The sequence below is a fragment of the Bacillus sp. ISL-77 genome, assembly GCF_018613105.1.
This window is the reverse complement of sequence record NZ_JAGGQY010000046.1, coordinates 47,790-63,328: the sequence shown is the minus strand read 5'-3', so window position 1 is coordinate 63,328 and position 15,539 is coordinate 47,790. Positions and strand designations below refer to the sequence as shown.

General features: G+C 37.7%; 9 protein-coding genes. 1 reads left to right on the top strand and 8 read right to left on the bottom strand.

All coding sequences use genetic code 11. The annotated features are described in order from the left end of the window. Nucleotides 1-182: 182 nt before the first annotated feature. The 7 genes from J7E77_RS31465 to J7E77_RS18860 all read right to left on the bottom strand — a co-directional run bounded on the left by J7E77_RS31465 (nucleotide 183) and on the right by J7E77_RS18860 (nucleotide 13,545). Complete coding sequence (locus J7E77_RS31465) at nucleotides 183-2,924, bottom strand: family 43 glycosylhydrolase (RefSeq protein WP_308160701.1); 2,742 nt, start codon at nucleotides 2,922-2,924, stop codon at nucleotides 183-185. 104 nt (nucleotides 2,925-3,028) lie between these two features. Next, complete coding sequence (locus tag J7E77_RS18885) at nucleotides 3,029-4,999, bottom strand: family 43 glycosylhydrolase (RefSeq protein ID WP_214716396.1); 1,971 nt, start codon at nucleotides 4,997-4,999, stop codon at nucleotides 3,029-3,031. Nucleotides 5,000-5,591: 592 nt separating this feature from the next. Continuing rightward, nucleotides 5,592-7,475: a substrate-binding domain-containing protein gene (locus J7E77_RS30755; RefSeq protein ID WP_308160700.1), complete on the bottom strand. Its 1,884-nt coding sequence runs from the start codon at nucleotides 7,473-7,475 to the stop codon at nucleotides 5,592-5,594. After that, nucleotides 7,475-8,680 (bottom strand): response regulator transcription factor, encoded by a 1,206-nt coding sequence (locus J7E77_RS18875; protein ID WP_214716394.1) that lies wholly within the window; start codon nucleotides 8,678-8,680, stop codon nucleotides 7,475-7,477. The genes J7E77_RS30755 and J7E77_RS18875 overlap by 1 nt, the downstream gene beginning before the upstream one ends. Nucleotides 8,681-8,715: 35 nt before the next feature. After that, the gene (locus J7E77_RS18870) at nucleotides 8,716-10,365 is read right to left on the bottom strand and encodes a cache domain-containing sensor histidine kinase (protein ID WP_308160705.1); all 1,650 of its coding nucleotides are present in this window, start codon (nucleotides 10,363-10,365) and stop codon (nucleotides 8,716-8,718) included. A gap of 895 nt (nucleotides 10,366-11,260) precedes the next feature. Next, nucleotides 11,261-12,019, bottom strand: a complete 759-nt coding sequence (locus tag J7E77_RS18865; RefSeq protein ID WP_214716390.1) for an SDR family oxidoreductase — start codon at nucleotides 12,017-12,019, stop codon at nucleotides 11,261-11,263. Nucleotides 12,020-12,090: 71 nt separating this feature from the next. After that, a complete protein-coding gene (locus tag J7E77_RS18860) occupies nucleotides 12,091-13,545 on the bottom strand; it encodes a DHA2 family efflux MFS transporter permease subunit (protein ID WP_251028115.1) in 1,455 nt (484 codons plus the stop codon). Nucleotides 13,546-13,819: 274 nt separating this feature from the next. Between J7E77_RS18860 and J7E77_RS18855 the strand changes: the two genes are divergently transcribed. Next, nucleotides 13,820-14,419, top strand: a complete 600-nt coding sequence (locus tag J7E77_RS18855) for a TetR/AcrR family transcriptional regulator (RefSeq protein WP_214716388.1) — start codon at nucleotides 13,820-13,822, stop codon at nucleotides 14,417-14,419. 166 nt (nucleotides 14,420-14,585) lie between these two features. Here J7E77_RS18855 and J7E77_RS18850 read toward each other — a convergent pair whose 3' ends face one another. Beyond that, the gene (locus tag J7E77_RS18850) at nucleotides 14,586-15,290 is read right to left on the bottom strand and encodes a DUF421 domain-containing protein (RefSeq protein ID WP_214716387.1); all 705 of its coding nucleotides are present in this window, start codon (nucleotides 15,288-15,290) and stop codon (nucleotides 14,586-14,588) included. Nucleotides 15,291-15,539 lie beyond the last annotated feature (249 nt).

The window sequence follows — 15,539 nt, the reverse complement described above, 5'->3', positions numbered from 1 at the left end:
ATAAAACACTTGGCTGACTTGGCATTTCTTTTTTTATTAATATATTTTTAGATTACTAATGTTTTGTTTAATATCATCCATTAAGATTAACCCGTTAACCTTTCGATCTTCAGAAACATAAGCGATTCCATGTTCGATTGCCTGAAAATCAGGACTAGCTTAGCTTAGCCCTGAGCTTTTTATTATTGCAAAACTTTTGGTAACGATACAGGCTTTAGTGAAGAGGATTCAATTTCTTTTCCTTCCCACACAAAGACCTTCACTTTGTGACCATCCACTTTGGAAGGCATCTTCATGCTCAAAGAGAAAGATGACTTAGAACCAGCTGCGATGCTTTGGGTCTGAGACTGGATGTCCACCAGTTGATAATCACTGTCGTACAGAGCCATTGTCACTAAAATAGACTGAGCAGTGCTCTTGTTGCTCGTAACCTGAACTTTAGCACTTAATTTTTCCTTCGGTTGTAGTTGTTTTGAACTAAAATCAGTGACGACCGAAAATTCCGCATTGTCATCGACAGTCACATTCGCCTTTACTGAAATAGCAGGTCCAGGTACGGCTCCATCTACAGGAACACTTGAGAAATTCGGTGTACCATCAGCATTCCAAGTTATTCTCTTCACCCTAGTATGCCGGTTTGGATCATACAGGGGATCCCCTTGAATATCCTTGTAGGAGCGGGCATGATAAACCAGGATATCCGTTTTCCCATCTTCCGCTAAAGTAAAGGCATTATGTCCCGGTCCGTAAAGGCCCGTTGTTTCATCGCTTTTTAACACTGGTTCTGGCGATTTCTTCCATGACTTAGGATCTAATAAATCACTAGTATCCGAAGCGGTCAATAACCCCAAGCAATAGTTAGCATCGGTGGCGCTTGCAGAAAAAGTCATGAATATTTTTCCATTCCGCTTTAATACACTCGGTGCCTCATTTACCCAAAATCCCTGTCTTTCCCAAGCGTAATCCGGAGTTGAGATCATAACCGGTTTCCCTGTAATTGTCCATGGATTACTCATTTCCGCGATATAAAGATTCGAATTTCCGCCATCCTTCTGTGCCCAGGCGAAATAACGTTTGCCATTGTTCTCGAATGTGGTGGAATCTAAGGAAAAATTGGTGAAGGCCGTACTGCCTGCTGGTTTTTGCATCATGCCTTTTTCTGTCCATGTTCCTGTAAGTGGGTTCGCATCTCCGCACTCGAGAACATATGGACGGATTTTCCAAATATCTTCCGCTGCTCCTGCTGCAAAGTAAATGTACCATTTTCCATCGATAAAATGGATTTCAGGGGCCCAAATATGCGCTCCCATATCCCCTGTAGCGTGTTTGGTCCAAATTACTTTTTCCTCTGCTGTGGCAAGGCCCTGAAGAGTTTTTGCTCTCCGCAAAACAATGCGGTTATATTCAGGAACCGATGCTGTGAAATAATAATAGCCATCAGTATGTTTAAAAATGTGAGGATCTGCTCTTTGCTCAATCAATGGGTCAGTATATTCATAGGTTGTTGCCTCCCCTTTAACGGTAAAGGTTCCGGTTTTGGTATAATCTTGTTTGTTCACTTCTGCCCAATCCACATTAAGTGTTCCAGTAGATCCGTCACTATAATGTACATCTACAGTAGATGGAAGCTGTGGCGCGGTGCCCTGTTTTGTCTTAACGTTTACCTCGTCAACTTTAGCAATCTTAGTAATACTTATATTGGCAACAGGCTGAATTTTGGTACCATAGACAGAGCCCTTGACTTCAAGTTTCCCAGTCTGTGAGAAATCATCATTTGAAATAGAGTTCCAATCTACATCAAGTTGCTCGGTATGACCATCGTAATGGTGTACTGTTACCTTCCTAGGAAGCTTAGGTGGGAAATCTACCAATGTTCTAAGATTTACCGCCTCTATAGACACGATGCTGTCAGCCAGCACAGTGACCGTAAAGTTTTTCGTTTCTGAGTATCCATTCCGGCTAATTGTTGCTGTTAAGGATACATTTGCATCCTTTTGGTCTTTTGCAGGTCTTGTCACTACACCGGTATCGGAAATAACAGAAGGAGAATCCGATTTCCAAGAGATCGATACCCCATTGTCAGCAGTCACAGGTAATTTTAAATCTTGAATTACTTTTGAAGTATCACCGACGCTCAATGTTCCTGCAATTTTCCCAACGGCTTCTTGATCCGTCATAGATTCAGAGACAACCTGCTGGATTTCTTCTCCACTCAATCCTCTATTATAGATGCGGAAATCACTCACTTTACCGTCTAAATAAGGATCAGGCCAATTCGATTTTCCAATATAGTTATAGGCGGTTTCTCCAAAATCAGATGGTTTCTTGGTTGTAGTTCCTGTCGCACCAACCTTGCCATTAACATAGATTGTGTAAGCTGTTCCTGATTTGCTGATAGCGATATGCGTCCATTCACCGACCTTCGGGGCACTCGGAGTGGCATCTGCTACTCGTCCAACTAAATCCAAATACAGGTTTTCTGTAAGGAAAATTTTCCCTGCATTAGCTCCGGTTCCAAAATCAAAAATTCGAGTCCAATTTCCTGTTTTTGAATCCAGATATACCCATGTGGAGATGGTGAAATCATCCAGAGTACTCATAATACCTTTTGGCAACTGGACATATTGGCTTTTCGTATGCTCAAGATCAATACCGGTCCTGCCTGCCACTGTAGCCAAGGAAGCCCCGTTCATAACGGTGGCATCTTTGCCATGACCAGAGGCATCAGTTATGGATGTCCCGTTTAATTGATCGAATTTATACCTAGTTGTGAGACCTTCCTCCGTTAGTGAAGCACTCCCAGTTGCCTGGTCAATAGCACTTGTTGTTTCTGGTGTTATTGTAGCAGCCCACGAAGGAATCGTTGTTGGAACCGACAAAAGTGTGACTGCAAGTGCACAATGAATTGTTTTTTTTAACTTCATATTTAATCCCTCCTTATGATTCTTACATAAGATTGACTTTTTAGATTATTAGATTGTTTCTCCTAAACTAGTGCTTAGATACCTAGTTAAGTATTTCAAGATATTCATTGATTTTGTGGTCCGGGCTTATATTGGAAGCTGGTATTCACTATTTCACTTAAGTCTGCAGCACCGAGACTGACATCATATTTACCTTCTGCATGATTCGAAAGTGTAAAGACATAACTGAATTCACCGTCGTCTTCCGTGGTAATTTGATCAAGATAATCCAATTTACCATTTGGGGCTGTAACTCTAACGGCTACATCCGTCCCTTTTTTCTGGGTCAAATAGCCTTCGATTAGAACTTTTCTATTATTCACAGATATTTTTAAATCCTTTATAGTTGTAGGCATCTGTTTTTCTACAGTAATTGTAGCCGAATCAGCGAATTGTCCTTCGTCGGTTGTGGCAATAATATCAGCCTTACCCGGAGATTTCGCAGCAATTGTAACGGTTGTCTTTCCATCTTCAGGATTATAAGTAGAATTAGAAATGGATATGACATTAGGATCACTGGATGTAAAAGTCACTTTTTGATTAAGTACACTACTTGGTAATACAACAGCAGACAAACTGCTTTCATTATTTTGTTGCAGTGTAAGACTATCAATATTCAGTTGGACATCCTTTACATTTGCTTCTGACATCTTAAAAGTTGCATTCTCTTTATCCCCTTCGGTATTCACTTGCTCTAATTTCAATAAGTAATCCTTTTGCTTAATATATAAATTCGGGAAGTTATATGACTGAAAGGAAGCCCAGTTTGGATCCGATAAACCAGGCACCTTTTTAAATGTGGCATCAGCTTTGAATAAATCTGTACCGTCATTTTTTACAAGTGCGAGGTCATTATTACTATGTCTTAAATAGAATCCTGGCTTATTCACAGACTGAATGGAAACATACTCCTCTCCTGAATTCGCTAGTCCAGGGACTATCTGCCATCTGGCATCAAAATTTGAAATATTTAATACGTCTAAAGGATCAATCCGTGCATCATTGTTATAGTGCCTAATATAGCGGTCTAGGAAACTGTACGACTGCAGCTTTTGTCCTTCACCATCCAAGCCTGTGGAAGTAGGGACAACTTTTTTTATTGTGCCGTCGGGATTGTAGTATAATCGATCGATTGAGACTGAGCGTCTGTATGAACTTCCAGTTGGCAAAGCAGCGGTATGATAAATAATGTACGACTTTCCTTTGAAATCAATAATGGATTGATGACTAGTATTACTATTGTTTTTATCATTAGGGTCTGAGGTGAACGGATCCATAAGCATTCCCTTATATTCCCATGGACCGGTAGGGCTCTCACTCATTGCGTAAGCTAGTCCTTCTGGCCAATTATGAGCAAATGATAAATAATATTTGCCATTCCGTTTATGAATCCACGGAGCTTCTGTGAAACCACCTTTCAAGTTATTGATGGCAACCTTTTGAATATCCCCGTCTAGCTCGATCATGTTCGGTTTGAGCTTTGCATAGTATGGATACGAATTTCCCCAGTATAGGTACCCCTGTCCGTCATCATCCACCAATACTGTAGGATCAATATCATCCCATGAAATGTTGGAGGTCGTCATTTGATTGGTAATCAATGGCTTTCCAAGTACGTCCTTAAACCCTTCAGTTGGACTTTGAGAGGTAGCTACACCAATACAATATCCACTACCGTCCTTATTATTAGTGGCTACATACCAATAAAAGGTACCGTCTCTCTCGATTACTTGACTCGCCCATGCGGCATCTTCCCTTGCCCATGAGAAGGTATCCTTGACGCTAAGTGATCCTTCTTGTTTCCAATTCTCCATATCAGTTGAAGAATAAATTACCCATTCTGGCATAAAATAAAAATTTCCACCCGCACTCGCTTCATCGTGTCCTGCATAGAGATAAACCTTGTCACCCTGAACGAGCGCAGCCGGGTCTCCGGTGAACTTATCCTTAATGATAGGGTTATCCGCATAGGCTGCAGTTGAAAAGGATGATAATAGTAGTGTTGATAACATAATTTTCGAAACTACTTTTTTCATAGGGTTGTGTAATACCTCCTTAAAAAATAATATTTAAACGCTTTCATATGTGAGAGTATATCAAATCAGTTGTAGACAATCTTTATAAAAATCTACGATATTTTATAAAATACAACACATTATTTTTATAGCAAAATTTTATCAATAGAAACTTTGCTTACTAGTTTAACTAAGTATACAAAAAAGAAAAATAGACCTTAAAACCACTTTTAACGTGGTTTCAAGGTCTATTCACTAGATGCTTTAATGAAGCTTATTATTGTTCATGTAAGTAATAAACATGATCAATTCTTCTTTCTGCGCTTGATTTACATGGTTGGATGGTAACTTTTGAATAAACTTAATAAGCGTTTGCATAATTGTGTTATTGTATACCTAACAAAATATCTACTCAGCTCTCATTGGAGATCAAACATCCGCCTAATGATATCTAATCTACGTTCCCTCTTCCGTTAAATTAATTCTAATTAGAAAAGTTGTAACTGTATTTATAGAAAACTTTAAAAATTTATAATCTTCTGTACTATTTTACCCCTGTTTTTGATTTATATCTTTTTTTGTTATTTTTCGAGTTCTTTGTTTAGTTCAAGAATTAATATGCCCGATTAATGAATTCCCGTTTGGCGTTGTCTTGACTAAAAATCCCTTCCTTTGTAACGATTTTGACTGGAATCTCTTTTCCTTCTTGATAATCTAATATCACTTTCATTAATTCAGGTCCTAATAATGGATTACACTCCACCGTCAAATTCAATTTACCTGAAAATAGGGCATTAAATGCTTCTTTGGTTGCATCTACTGATATAATCAAAATATCTTTCCCGGGTCTTTTCCCAGCCTCTTCAATTGCCTCAATCGCTCCCAGTGCCATGTCATCATTATGGGAGTAAACGACCTGAATCTTATCCCCATACCTTTCCAACATCTCTTTCATGACACGTTTACCTGCCTCTTTTGTAAAATCAGCTGATTGGGAAGCGATGATGTGATAGTTTGTATTATTTTTTAGCAGTTCTTCAAATCCCTTTTTCCGATAAACCGCTGGTGAAGACCCCTGTGTTCCCTGCAATTCTACAATATTAATATCCTTCTTTACTCCTTTGGTAAATCCTAAAAGCCATCTCGCAGCTCTCCTACCCTCCTCTTGAAAGTCGGAGCCAATAGAAGTCAGCCAAAGTGAATCATCATTAAAGTCCAATTCACGATCCGTCAAGATAACAGGAATTCCGGCCCGTTTAGCCTCCCTTAAAACCTCTTCATACCCGGTTTGGACAACCGGCGAAAATGCAATAACGTCTACCCGCTCCTTAATAAAGTTTCGAATAGCTTTAATTTGATTATCTATACTTTGATTCGCATTTTTAAATTTAAGATCAATGTCAAAGTCTTGGGCAGCTTTTTTAATCGAGGAGGAATTTGCCGCTCTCCAGCTGCTCTCTTTGCCCACTTGTACAAATCCTAAAACAATATGTTTTTTTAGTTTTTTAGGTTCATCCAATGTATTTTGTTTTGTTTGTACGTATTGGTCCACATTTTCTTTCGTAATTTTATTCACACGCAAAAGTATTTTTTTGGGAATACCAGATTTGCCTTGTAAAAGATCCATCGCATACTGAATTGATTCATTGCCACCAGTCCTATAGGCGAAGGTCCCCTTCAAAATGTTACGTCTAACCAAATCAAGTCCTCCATCATCACCTTCTAGTCCATCCACACCAATGATATTAACTCCTTGAATTCCCTTTTTTTCTAATGCCCTATGTACCCCAAGAGCCATTGCATCACTATGTGCGAAGACGAAATTGATTTTGCGGTTCTTTTTTAGCCTCTCTATTACCTCATCTTCGGCTTTATCTCGATTCCAATCTGCAACTATTGTATCCACCTGGTGAATATTAGGATGATTTTCGATTATTTCATTGAAGCCCTTACTTCTTTCGATCACTGGAGGTGATTGGGAGAGTCCTTGTATTTCTACTAAATTTACTTTTTTATCTCCAGCCAGATCTGCCACCAATTGCCCGGCGTTTCTGCCAATGACCTCATTGGCTGGTCCAATAAATAAGCTATAATCATACCCGTCGATTGCTCGACCTAAGACGATAACCGGTATTTTTTTATGCACCTTAGCGATTATAGGTGTTAAACTTTTGGAATCATTTGTGGAGATAATCAACAAGTCAATCCCAAAATCAAGTAATTTATTAATATCTTGCTTCTGTTTATCAATACTATGAGCTGCATCAGTATAAATCACATGCAAATCTTTATATCGATCTGATTCACTTTTAATTTCATTATTCATAGCTACTCGCCAAGGTTCAGTTAAATTTGCCTGGGACACACCTATAACAAATTTTGTCCCTTCATTCGACTTGTGAGAAGCATGCGCTGCTTTATAGCCAAACCATCCAAGGATTATTAAGACTAAAATTGTCATCCAATATCTTTTCTTAATCCGAAACCCGGCTTTCACTAATGCCCTACCTCCTTAACATAATTAGAAGGAGATACACCCATTACCTTTTTAAAAGCTGTACTAAAATAATGCTGAGTGTTATAACCGACTTTATCCGCAATTTCATAAATTTTGTATGATGGGTTTTCCATAAATTTAATCGCATATTGAATCCTGACTTGGGTTAAGTAATCGATAAAGGAAGAACCTAATTCTTCTTTTAAAAGCCGGCTTAAATAACTTGGACTAACATTAACTTCTTGAGCTACTTCCTGGAGGGTTAAATCTTGTTTGTAGTAATGTCTCTCAATATATCTTTTAGCCAAAATAACCACAGGCATAATCATAGATTGTTCGTTAAGCTCTTTGATGAAATTACTATAAACATCTGGGATTTCGGTTGGTGGCTTTTCTACAACTTTTTTGGCTATCATTATTTTTTTACCTGTCAACTTTTCGATAACCTCTTCAAATTGGTCACATAACAGATCCAGTGGCTCTAACTCTTCCGTAGGTATCATTGCTACGATATGATTGCTTTCATCCCGGAAAACAACACGTGGCTCGAAAGCATCGAGTAATTCATCGATAATGTTTTGCATGCTAAAAAACAATAGGTCCATTTCCCAAGCATCTCCGATATTTCCTTCTACAGCTTTCCTGTTTGGCTTAATTACAAAAATCCCAACTTTTTCCCAATCAAGACTAAAATAGTGGAGCTGCTTATGAATTTCCTCTTCATTTAACTGCCCTTTAACCCACTTGCAGAGAAAGCTGTTTCTAACCAAATCGACATTCTCTTCCAATTGCTCATTCATCCATTGGACCAATTGATTACTTCTTCTAGATTCATTCAAATGGTTGACCGCTTTGGTAACAGTTCTTTTCAGGTCATCAGGATTAACTGGTTTTAGTAAGTATTCAAATACATTTAATCGAAGGGCCTCCTGTGCGTAAGAAAATTCATCATGTCCACTGATTATGATAATAATGGAAGAAGGCAGCTCCTTTTTCAGTTTTCCAATCAATTGCAATCCATTAAGGAAAGGCATATTGATATCCAAAAAAAGAATATCAGGCTTAACCTCCAGGGCCAATTCAAATGCAGTCTCCCCATCTTGAGCTTCACCTGCAATTTGTATATTCCATTCATCCCAATTCAGAGATTTTTTCAACCCTCTAATGATTTTAGGTTCATCATCAGCAATAAGTAATTTCAACATTTCCATTCCCCCTATTAAAATGAAAGAAAAACCTATCAGCCTAACCCCTCTCGGACGATTGGGTGCCAAATATCTACCGTTGTACCATTATTTTCTATGCTGTGAACGATTAAACCATAGTCATTTCCAAAAGAGAGCTTAATTCTTTCATTTACATTCAACATGCCATATCCACCCGAATCTGCACCGCCAATCATCCCTGTTTTTTGCAGACGTTGATTTAATTTTGTTATCATTTCTGGATTCATTCCATTTCCATCATCCGTTACACTTAGAAATAGCTTGTTATCAATGATCTTTACTTGAATTAATATTTTTCCTCGACCTCTCTTGGTTTTAATCGCATGATAAATCGAGTTTTCTACTAAAGGCTGCAAGATGAGTTTGAGAACAAAAAGTTCTTTAGCCTCCTCCTGTACATCGATAACATAATCAAACTTATCCTCATATCTAGTCATCTGAATAATCAGATAACTTTTTATGTGCTCAATCTCTTCTGATACCTTTATACTTTCTTTTCCCTTACTCAACCCAATCCGAAAAAGTTTTGTCAACGCATCAATCACGTCCATAATGTCCTTTGCTTGATATTCCATGGCCATCCACTTAATGGTATCAAATGTGTTGTAAAGAAAATGAGGCTTAATTTGCTCTTGCAGAACCTTTAACTCTGCCTCACGCTTTCGTTTCTCTATCAAATTAATGAGATTGAGAAGGTTTTTAATCGATTCAATCATGCTATTAAAACTTTCTCCAAGCTGCTTAATTTCATCTTCATTTTTACTTTCAAATTTATTGTCCAAGTCTCCTTGTGCTGCCTTTTTCATTAGTGAGCTAAGTTGACTGAGAGGCCTTGTAATCGACGATGTGAAAAAAGCGGCCGCAAAAATTGCCAGAATCAACACAACCATTGCAATAATTCCAGCAGTCCATCTCATATCCTTTATAAAAGCAAGGGTTTCATTAATTGAGAAAACTCCAACAATCTTCCATCTAGTATATTCAGAGTAGTCATACATCACCTGGAAATCAGTATCTTGAATGTTTTTAATAAAACTTCCTGATTTTCTATTATTGAACCAAGAATCCTTTATACGATAAACGATTTTATTAACTGGGGTATACACTATACGAGACTGTTCATCTATAACGTATACAAATCCATGCGCACCAAAGCCCATGTTCCTGATTTCATTATTAATTGTATCAAGCTTCCAATCTATCAGAATAACTCCCAAAACTTCACCTGTTTTTTCATTTATGACCGCTTTGGTAACTGACAGCACTTCATCCGCGCTGTATTTTGGACTTGTGGTGAGGTTCCTGCCGATTGGCCTGCTTACCAAATGAATTACAGAAGGAGCATTAGCTGCTTGCTTATACCAACTCGCATTGGTTAGAGGATCCCTTGTCGTTCTGGACATTTCATTACTTATTAACAAGTCGGACTTGTTAACTATTAAAACCCCAGCAATCTCTGGGTGTGTATCCGTATACATTTTCATCTGCGTTTTTATTTTAGATTGCAGACCAGCAGCGGACTTTTGTACGAGCAAAAAATCGCTTACATTTTCGGTCCTGCTTAAATACTCTGTAATATTTTCTAATTCCTTAATATGTGACTCAATATTTTTTTTCACTTGCTCAATATCTTTCCTCGTATGATCATTCGCTTGCTGTTCAATCTGCTTTGAATATTGATGAGCCGGTAATGCTGTTGAGATGGTTATAGATAGTAAGATAATTGTTATAAATATACAAATAAGCTTAAAATATAAAGATTTGTTTCTAAAAAACCAATAAATGATCTATCCCTCCTGTTAATTTGAAGTAAAAAATTTATTTCCAATGATGAATACCCTTTCAAAAAGATGTTATCAGTGACATTTACTGGGCTTTCCCAACAGTTATACGCATTTTATCCCGATATATAGACTCTTGTTATGTATTATACAAAAATATTAAACAAAATAATATATTGATATTGTTAAAATTTTACTTATAATTTGTTTTGATAGGATTTCATTGGAGGAGCATGTACTTTGGCTCTTCTTTCCACTCTGTTATTTGATTAGTTACTGACAATATAGAAAAAATCCACACTTCATTTACGAATTTTGTGGATTTGTAACCTTTGAAAATATAAAATTATTCCCTAAATTAATAATTAGCATTTTTATTGCGCTAGGGAAAAAGAATCTCCAATCTTTTTCCCATTTTTATTAAAGAGTGACCTTTGGTTTTAGTTCTTAAGAGTTTTTTTCCAATCATCGGTGAATTTTTCTATGCCTTGATTTGTAAGAGGATGCTACGCGATTATTCATTTAATATCGACCCCAATATGTTATTAAAAGAAGAGGAGCTACCTTACTCACTGTTGAGACGAAGTGATGCGAGTAGATATACCCCTCCCTCCTTTCTATCTTTTAGTGGTTCAATTCATGAGGTTATTAATCTTTTTATTAAAAATGTTGACAAATTATTTGCTGGTTTAGTTTAAGAACAATGTTTCATAAACTAAAAAAACAAAAACCGTCAAGATAAATCTCGACGGTTTTAACACATTATTAATGTACTAAATTAATAAGCGGTCCAACCTGCATCCCCCGTTATAACTGTTCCATTAACAAAGCTTGATTCATCAGAAGCAAGAAAAAGAGCTATATTTGCAATTTCTTCTGGTTTACCTACACGTGGATTTATTCCTAATCCTGCTTGAATGCGCCCCATACCAAATTCGTTAACACCCGTTATGGATGAACTGATGTTTGTTTCAACTCCACCTGGCGCAATTGCGTTGCAACGAATACCTTTTGTTGCGTACATAAATCCAGTATTTTTTGTAAAACCAACAACAGCATGCTTAGATGCTGTATAAGCGGCTCCTGCTCTAGCTCCTTGAAGTCCACCAGCTGAAGCGACATTAATAATAACCCCATATTGTTTTTCTAAAAAGAAAGGTAAGGCTTTACGTGTTGCACGCATGACACTCGTAGTATTAATCGCAAAAACTCTCTCCCATTTCTCATCTTCTATTTCACCAGCAGGTTCAAAGTTATCCATTACTCCTGCATTATTGACTAAGATGTCTAATGTTCCAAAAGTATTAACTGCTGTGTTAATCAGATTTTGTATATCTTCTTCTTTCAAAACATTGGCCATAACCGCTATTGCTTCCCCACCATTAGACTTTATTTCATCTACTGTAATAGTTGCGGCGTCAATGTTGATATCAGAAACTACTACTTTTGCTCCTTCTTTCGCATAAAGAATCGCAATGGCTTTTCCCATCCCAGAAGCAGCACCGGTTACTACGGCAACCTTATTTTGAAGTCTCATATCAATTCCTCCAATTGTTTATAATTTTCTATTCTCTATTAAACTTCTCCATACAATGGATGTTGGTTAAGTTAGGTAGTTTCCAAGCTTCTTTGTGGTACCTTTCCCAAAGTTGCTTTGGGCTCTATTTCGGATGCTTGTTTAACCTTCTTGATAAAGAAGGAAAGAAGTAATCCGATGATGCCGATTCCGACGATGACAAGGTAGGCGTCATTAATCCCCTGTATGGTCGATTCCTTAATAAGCTGCCCTTGGGTCAAGCCCTTAGCAGCTGCAGTGGGAATCATATCCTGCAGATGTGATTTCGTTCTGTCCGACATAACGGTAACAAGAAGCAATGTACCGACAGCTCCCGCCACTTGCCGAATGGTATTGCTTATGGCTGTTCCGTGAGCACTTAACTTTTGTGGCAATTGATTCAAACCAGCGGTCTGTAAAGGCATCATCATCAAGGCCATCCCAATGCGACGCCCTGTTGACATCAGAACCAAAAAGGTATAGCTTGTCGAATCTGTCAAGTTGGTAAAGCCCATCGTTGTCAGAATGGTAATTATCATTCCGATAACCGTTAGCCATTTCGCGCCAAAGCGATCGAACAGCTTGCCGGTAACAGGCATAAGAAAGCCCATTACTAGCGCACCCGGTAGAAGAAGAAGACCGGATTCAATGGCTGTGTAACCACGGATATTCTGTAGGTAAAGCGGAAGCAGCATCATATCTGCGTACATCACCATCGTAACCGCGATATTGATAATGGTTGTTAAAGAGAACATATTATACTTGAATGCACGTAAGTCAAGCAGCGGATTTTGCGATTTCATCTGCTTCCATGAAAAGAGTGCAAGGGCCAAGATTCCAACACCCATCGTACTTAGTACCTCGATGTCTGACCATCCAAGGCTTCCAGCACGGCTGAAACCATAAAGCAAGGCTCCGAAACCAATGGTAGAGAGGGCGACACTTAGGATATCAAGTTTGGTCTTGATTGGATCGGATACATTTCGGAGATAAATGAATCCAAGTACAATAACAAGGACAGCAAATGGAATCATTCCGTAAAACATTGTTTCCCATTTGTAGTTTTCAATAATATAGCCGGCTATGGTAGGACCAATGGCTGGGGCGAAAATAATCGCAAGCCCGACCATCCCCATGGCTGCTCCTCGTTTGTTGGGAGGAAAGATGGTCAGAATGACATTCGTAAGCAGCGGCATGATGATTCCTGCACCAGCCGCCTGAATCATGCGTCCGGTCAATAATAAAGGAAATCCCGTTGCAATAGCAGAAACGATGGTCCCAGCTAGAAAGATAAACATGGACGCTTGAAAAAGCTGACGGGTGGTAAATCGCTGCATAAAGTAAGCGGTAATGGGAATCAAGACACCGTTTACCAGCATGTAACCTGTCGTTAACCACTGTGCTGTTGCAGCTGTGATTTTAAATTCAACCATTAATTCTGGCGTAGCGACGCTCATGAGTGTTTGGTTTAATGTTGCAATGAAAGCACCTAAGATCATAATGAACATAATAGGACCTTTTTTTATCGAATTTGTGACAGTTTTAGGTTTATTATTCAATTCTCTCCTATCCTTTCTAACTAGAATATAGACTTTTTTTACAATGTGTTTAATAATTAACATTGTATAAATTACATTATAATAAGATCGTTGGTTCTGACAACAGACAATTTCTTGAGAAGTGTAGATTAGTTATCATTCTTTTCAGTTTTGTTGTTAATGCTGAAAATAATAGACACAACTAAAATAATTGTAAATTTTCAAATGGGAAGGGTGATTAAACATGAAGGATACTGCAACTCCACGAGTAGATCCTCGTATACTTCGTACGCGCCAATTAATCAAGGACGCTTTTATAGATTTGCTGCAGGAGATGGAAATTAATAAAATAACGGTTAATCGGATTGCGGAACGCGCAACCATCAACCGTGTTACGTTTTATCTGCATTATCATGATATACAAGACTTGATGGAGAAAATGGCACAGGAAATGGCCGAGGATATTGAGTGCATTATGCTGAGTACGACAACAAACATGAAATCCGCTGAAGAAATTGATTCATTGAAGCTTGTGAACCTGCTTGAGCATATAGCCGAGAATGCTAAATTCTATAAAGTGGTTCTTAGTTCCACACGGACGCCAATCTTTACAGAGCGGTTATTAAAAATCCTTACGAAATCAATAACAGAGAGAATGGAGATAGACTCCTTGCTCGCTACTACCGATATCCAAAGGGATATTGCGATTTGGCATGGTTCTTCAGCTCTTATCGGCACGATCGTAGCTTGGTTGCGTAAGGACATGCCTTATACACCGCAATTTCTTGCTAAGCAGATGTATATGCTTTTTCATTTAAGTAAGGATGATAGGAAATCAACATAAAAAAGCGATTATACCAGTTTGGCCTTTTTGGAAGTTGTTAACTAACTGTGCTTTTCCTATGCAAGCAAAAAATCCCCTTTTGACAAATTCCGGGGATTTTTTGTTCGTATAAACCGAATGGTTGCCTTCCTATTTTCAAACCTTATTATCAATTAGCCTTTCCAAATTATTCAACATCTGTAGGTGAATTTATTTTATCTTTATATTTGTCTACAAAAAGGTAACCACCGCTATTGACTACAGCATAATAAATTTCTTCTATTCGTAAATTTCTTCTTTTGAATTCAGCTTCAATCCACTCACGGTTATAGATGCCGGAAGCGTTCTTTTCGATGATTTTCCCGTCCATAATTAGTTCAACTGGCAGCGACTCTGATGAATTGGGCAAATTTAAATCTTTTTTTATTACATTTTGAAACGGTATCTTTTTTAGAATGGATAATTCCCCGCTCACTTCTAGTAATGCGTATTCCACTTCAAATATATTAAAGATTTCCTTTTCCCTTAAAAGCTGATTAAGGTCGTCAATCGAGAACTTTACCTTTTTCATATTATTGTCTAGTAATTTTCCTTTTTCTATTAGTAGGGTTGGTCTACCAGATAACCATTTTCTAAAACTTCGATTCCTAGAAGATAACACCATGAACAAATAAAACATTAAAACTAATACAAGAAATGAAATTAGAATTTCTTTGAACTTTAAATTCGTATCAAACCCCATGTTCGCTATAAAGGAACCAATTGTAACGGATAAGGCAAAGCTATAGTGGTTTTTATGAGAGTTAATATGCTTTCCAATAACCAAAGTAACAAGTATTAAAAGCAAAAAGCTGACACCTGTTCTCAGAATGGGTATAAGTGTATCTTCCATTTAAATCTCCTGTTTACTGATATTGTTTAACCATCTTGTACCCTTTTAATTAATTTATCTTTCCAATAAGCTAAATTATTTATCCATCTATTCCAGATTTCATTAGGCTTCAATTATAGGCATATATAGGAAAAAGCCTCATGAGTGAAAATTCACCGTGAGGCTTTATTATAGAGTTATTGTGAGTAACAATTAATTTATTGTGGGAACTTACGTCTCCAACCTTTTTGAGAATTTCTATTTTATGTT

What these genes read in the sequence shown, in the direction of transcription:
- J7E77_RS31465 (WP_308160701.1), bottom strand. Translation starts at nt 2,924, where the DNA reads ATGAAGTTAAAAAAAACAATTCATTGTGCACTTGCAGTCACACTTTTG.
- J7E77_RS18860 (WP_251028115.1), bottom strand. Translation starts at nt 13,545, where the DNA reads ATGTTCATTATGATCTTAGGTGCTTTCATTGCAACATTAAACCAAACA.
- J7E77_RS18855 (WP_214716388.1), top strand. Translation starts at nt 13,820, where the DNA reads ATGAAGGATACTGCAACTCCACGAGTAGATCCTCGTATACTTCGTACG.
- J7E77_RS18850 (WP_214716387.1), bottom strand. Translation starts at nt 15,290, where the DNA reads ATGGAAGATACACTTATACCCATTCTGAGAACAGGTGTCAGCTTTTTG.
- J7E77_RS18885 (WP_214716396.1), bottom strand. Translation starts at nt 4,999, where the DNA reads ATGAAAAAAGTAGTTTCGAAAATTATGTTATCAACACTACTATTATCA.
- J7E77_RS18875 (WP_214716394.1), bottom strand. Translation starts at nt 8,680, where the DNA reads ATGTTGAAATTACTTATTGCTGATGATGAACCTAAAATCATTAGAGGG.
- J7E77_RS18865 (WP_214716390.1), bottom strand. Translation starts at nt 12,019, where the DNA reads ATGAGACTTCAAAATAAGGTTGCCGTAGTAACCGGTGCTGCTTCTGGG.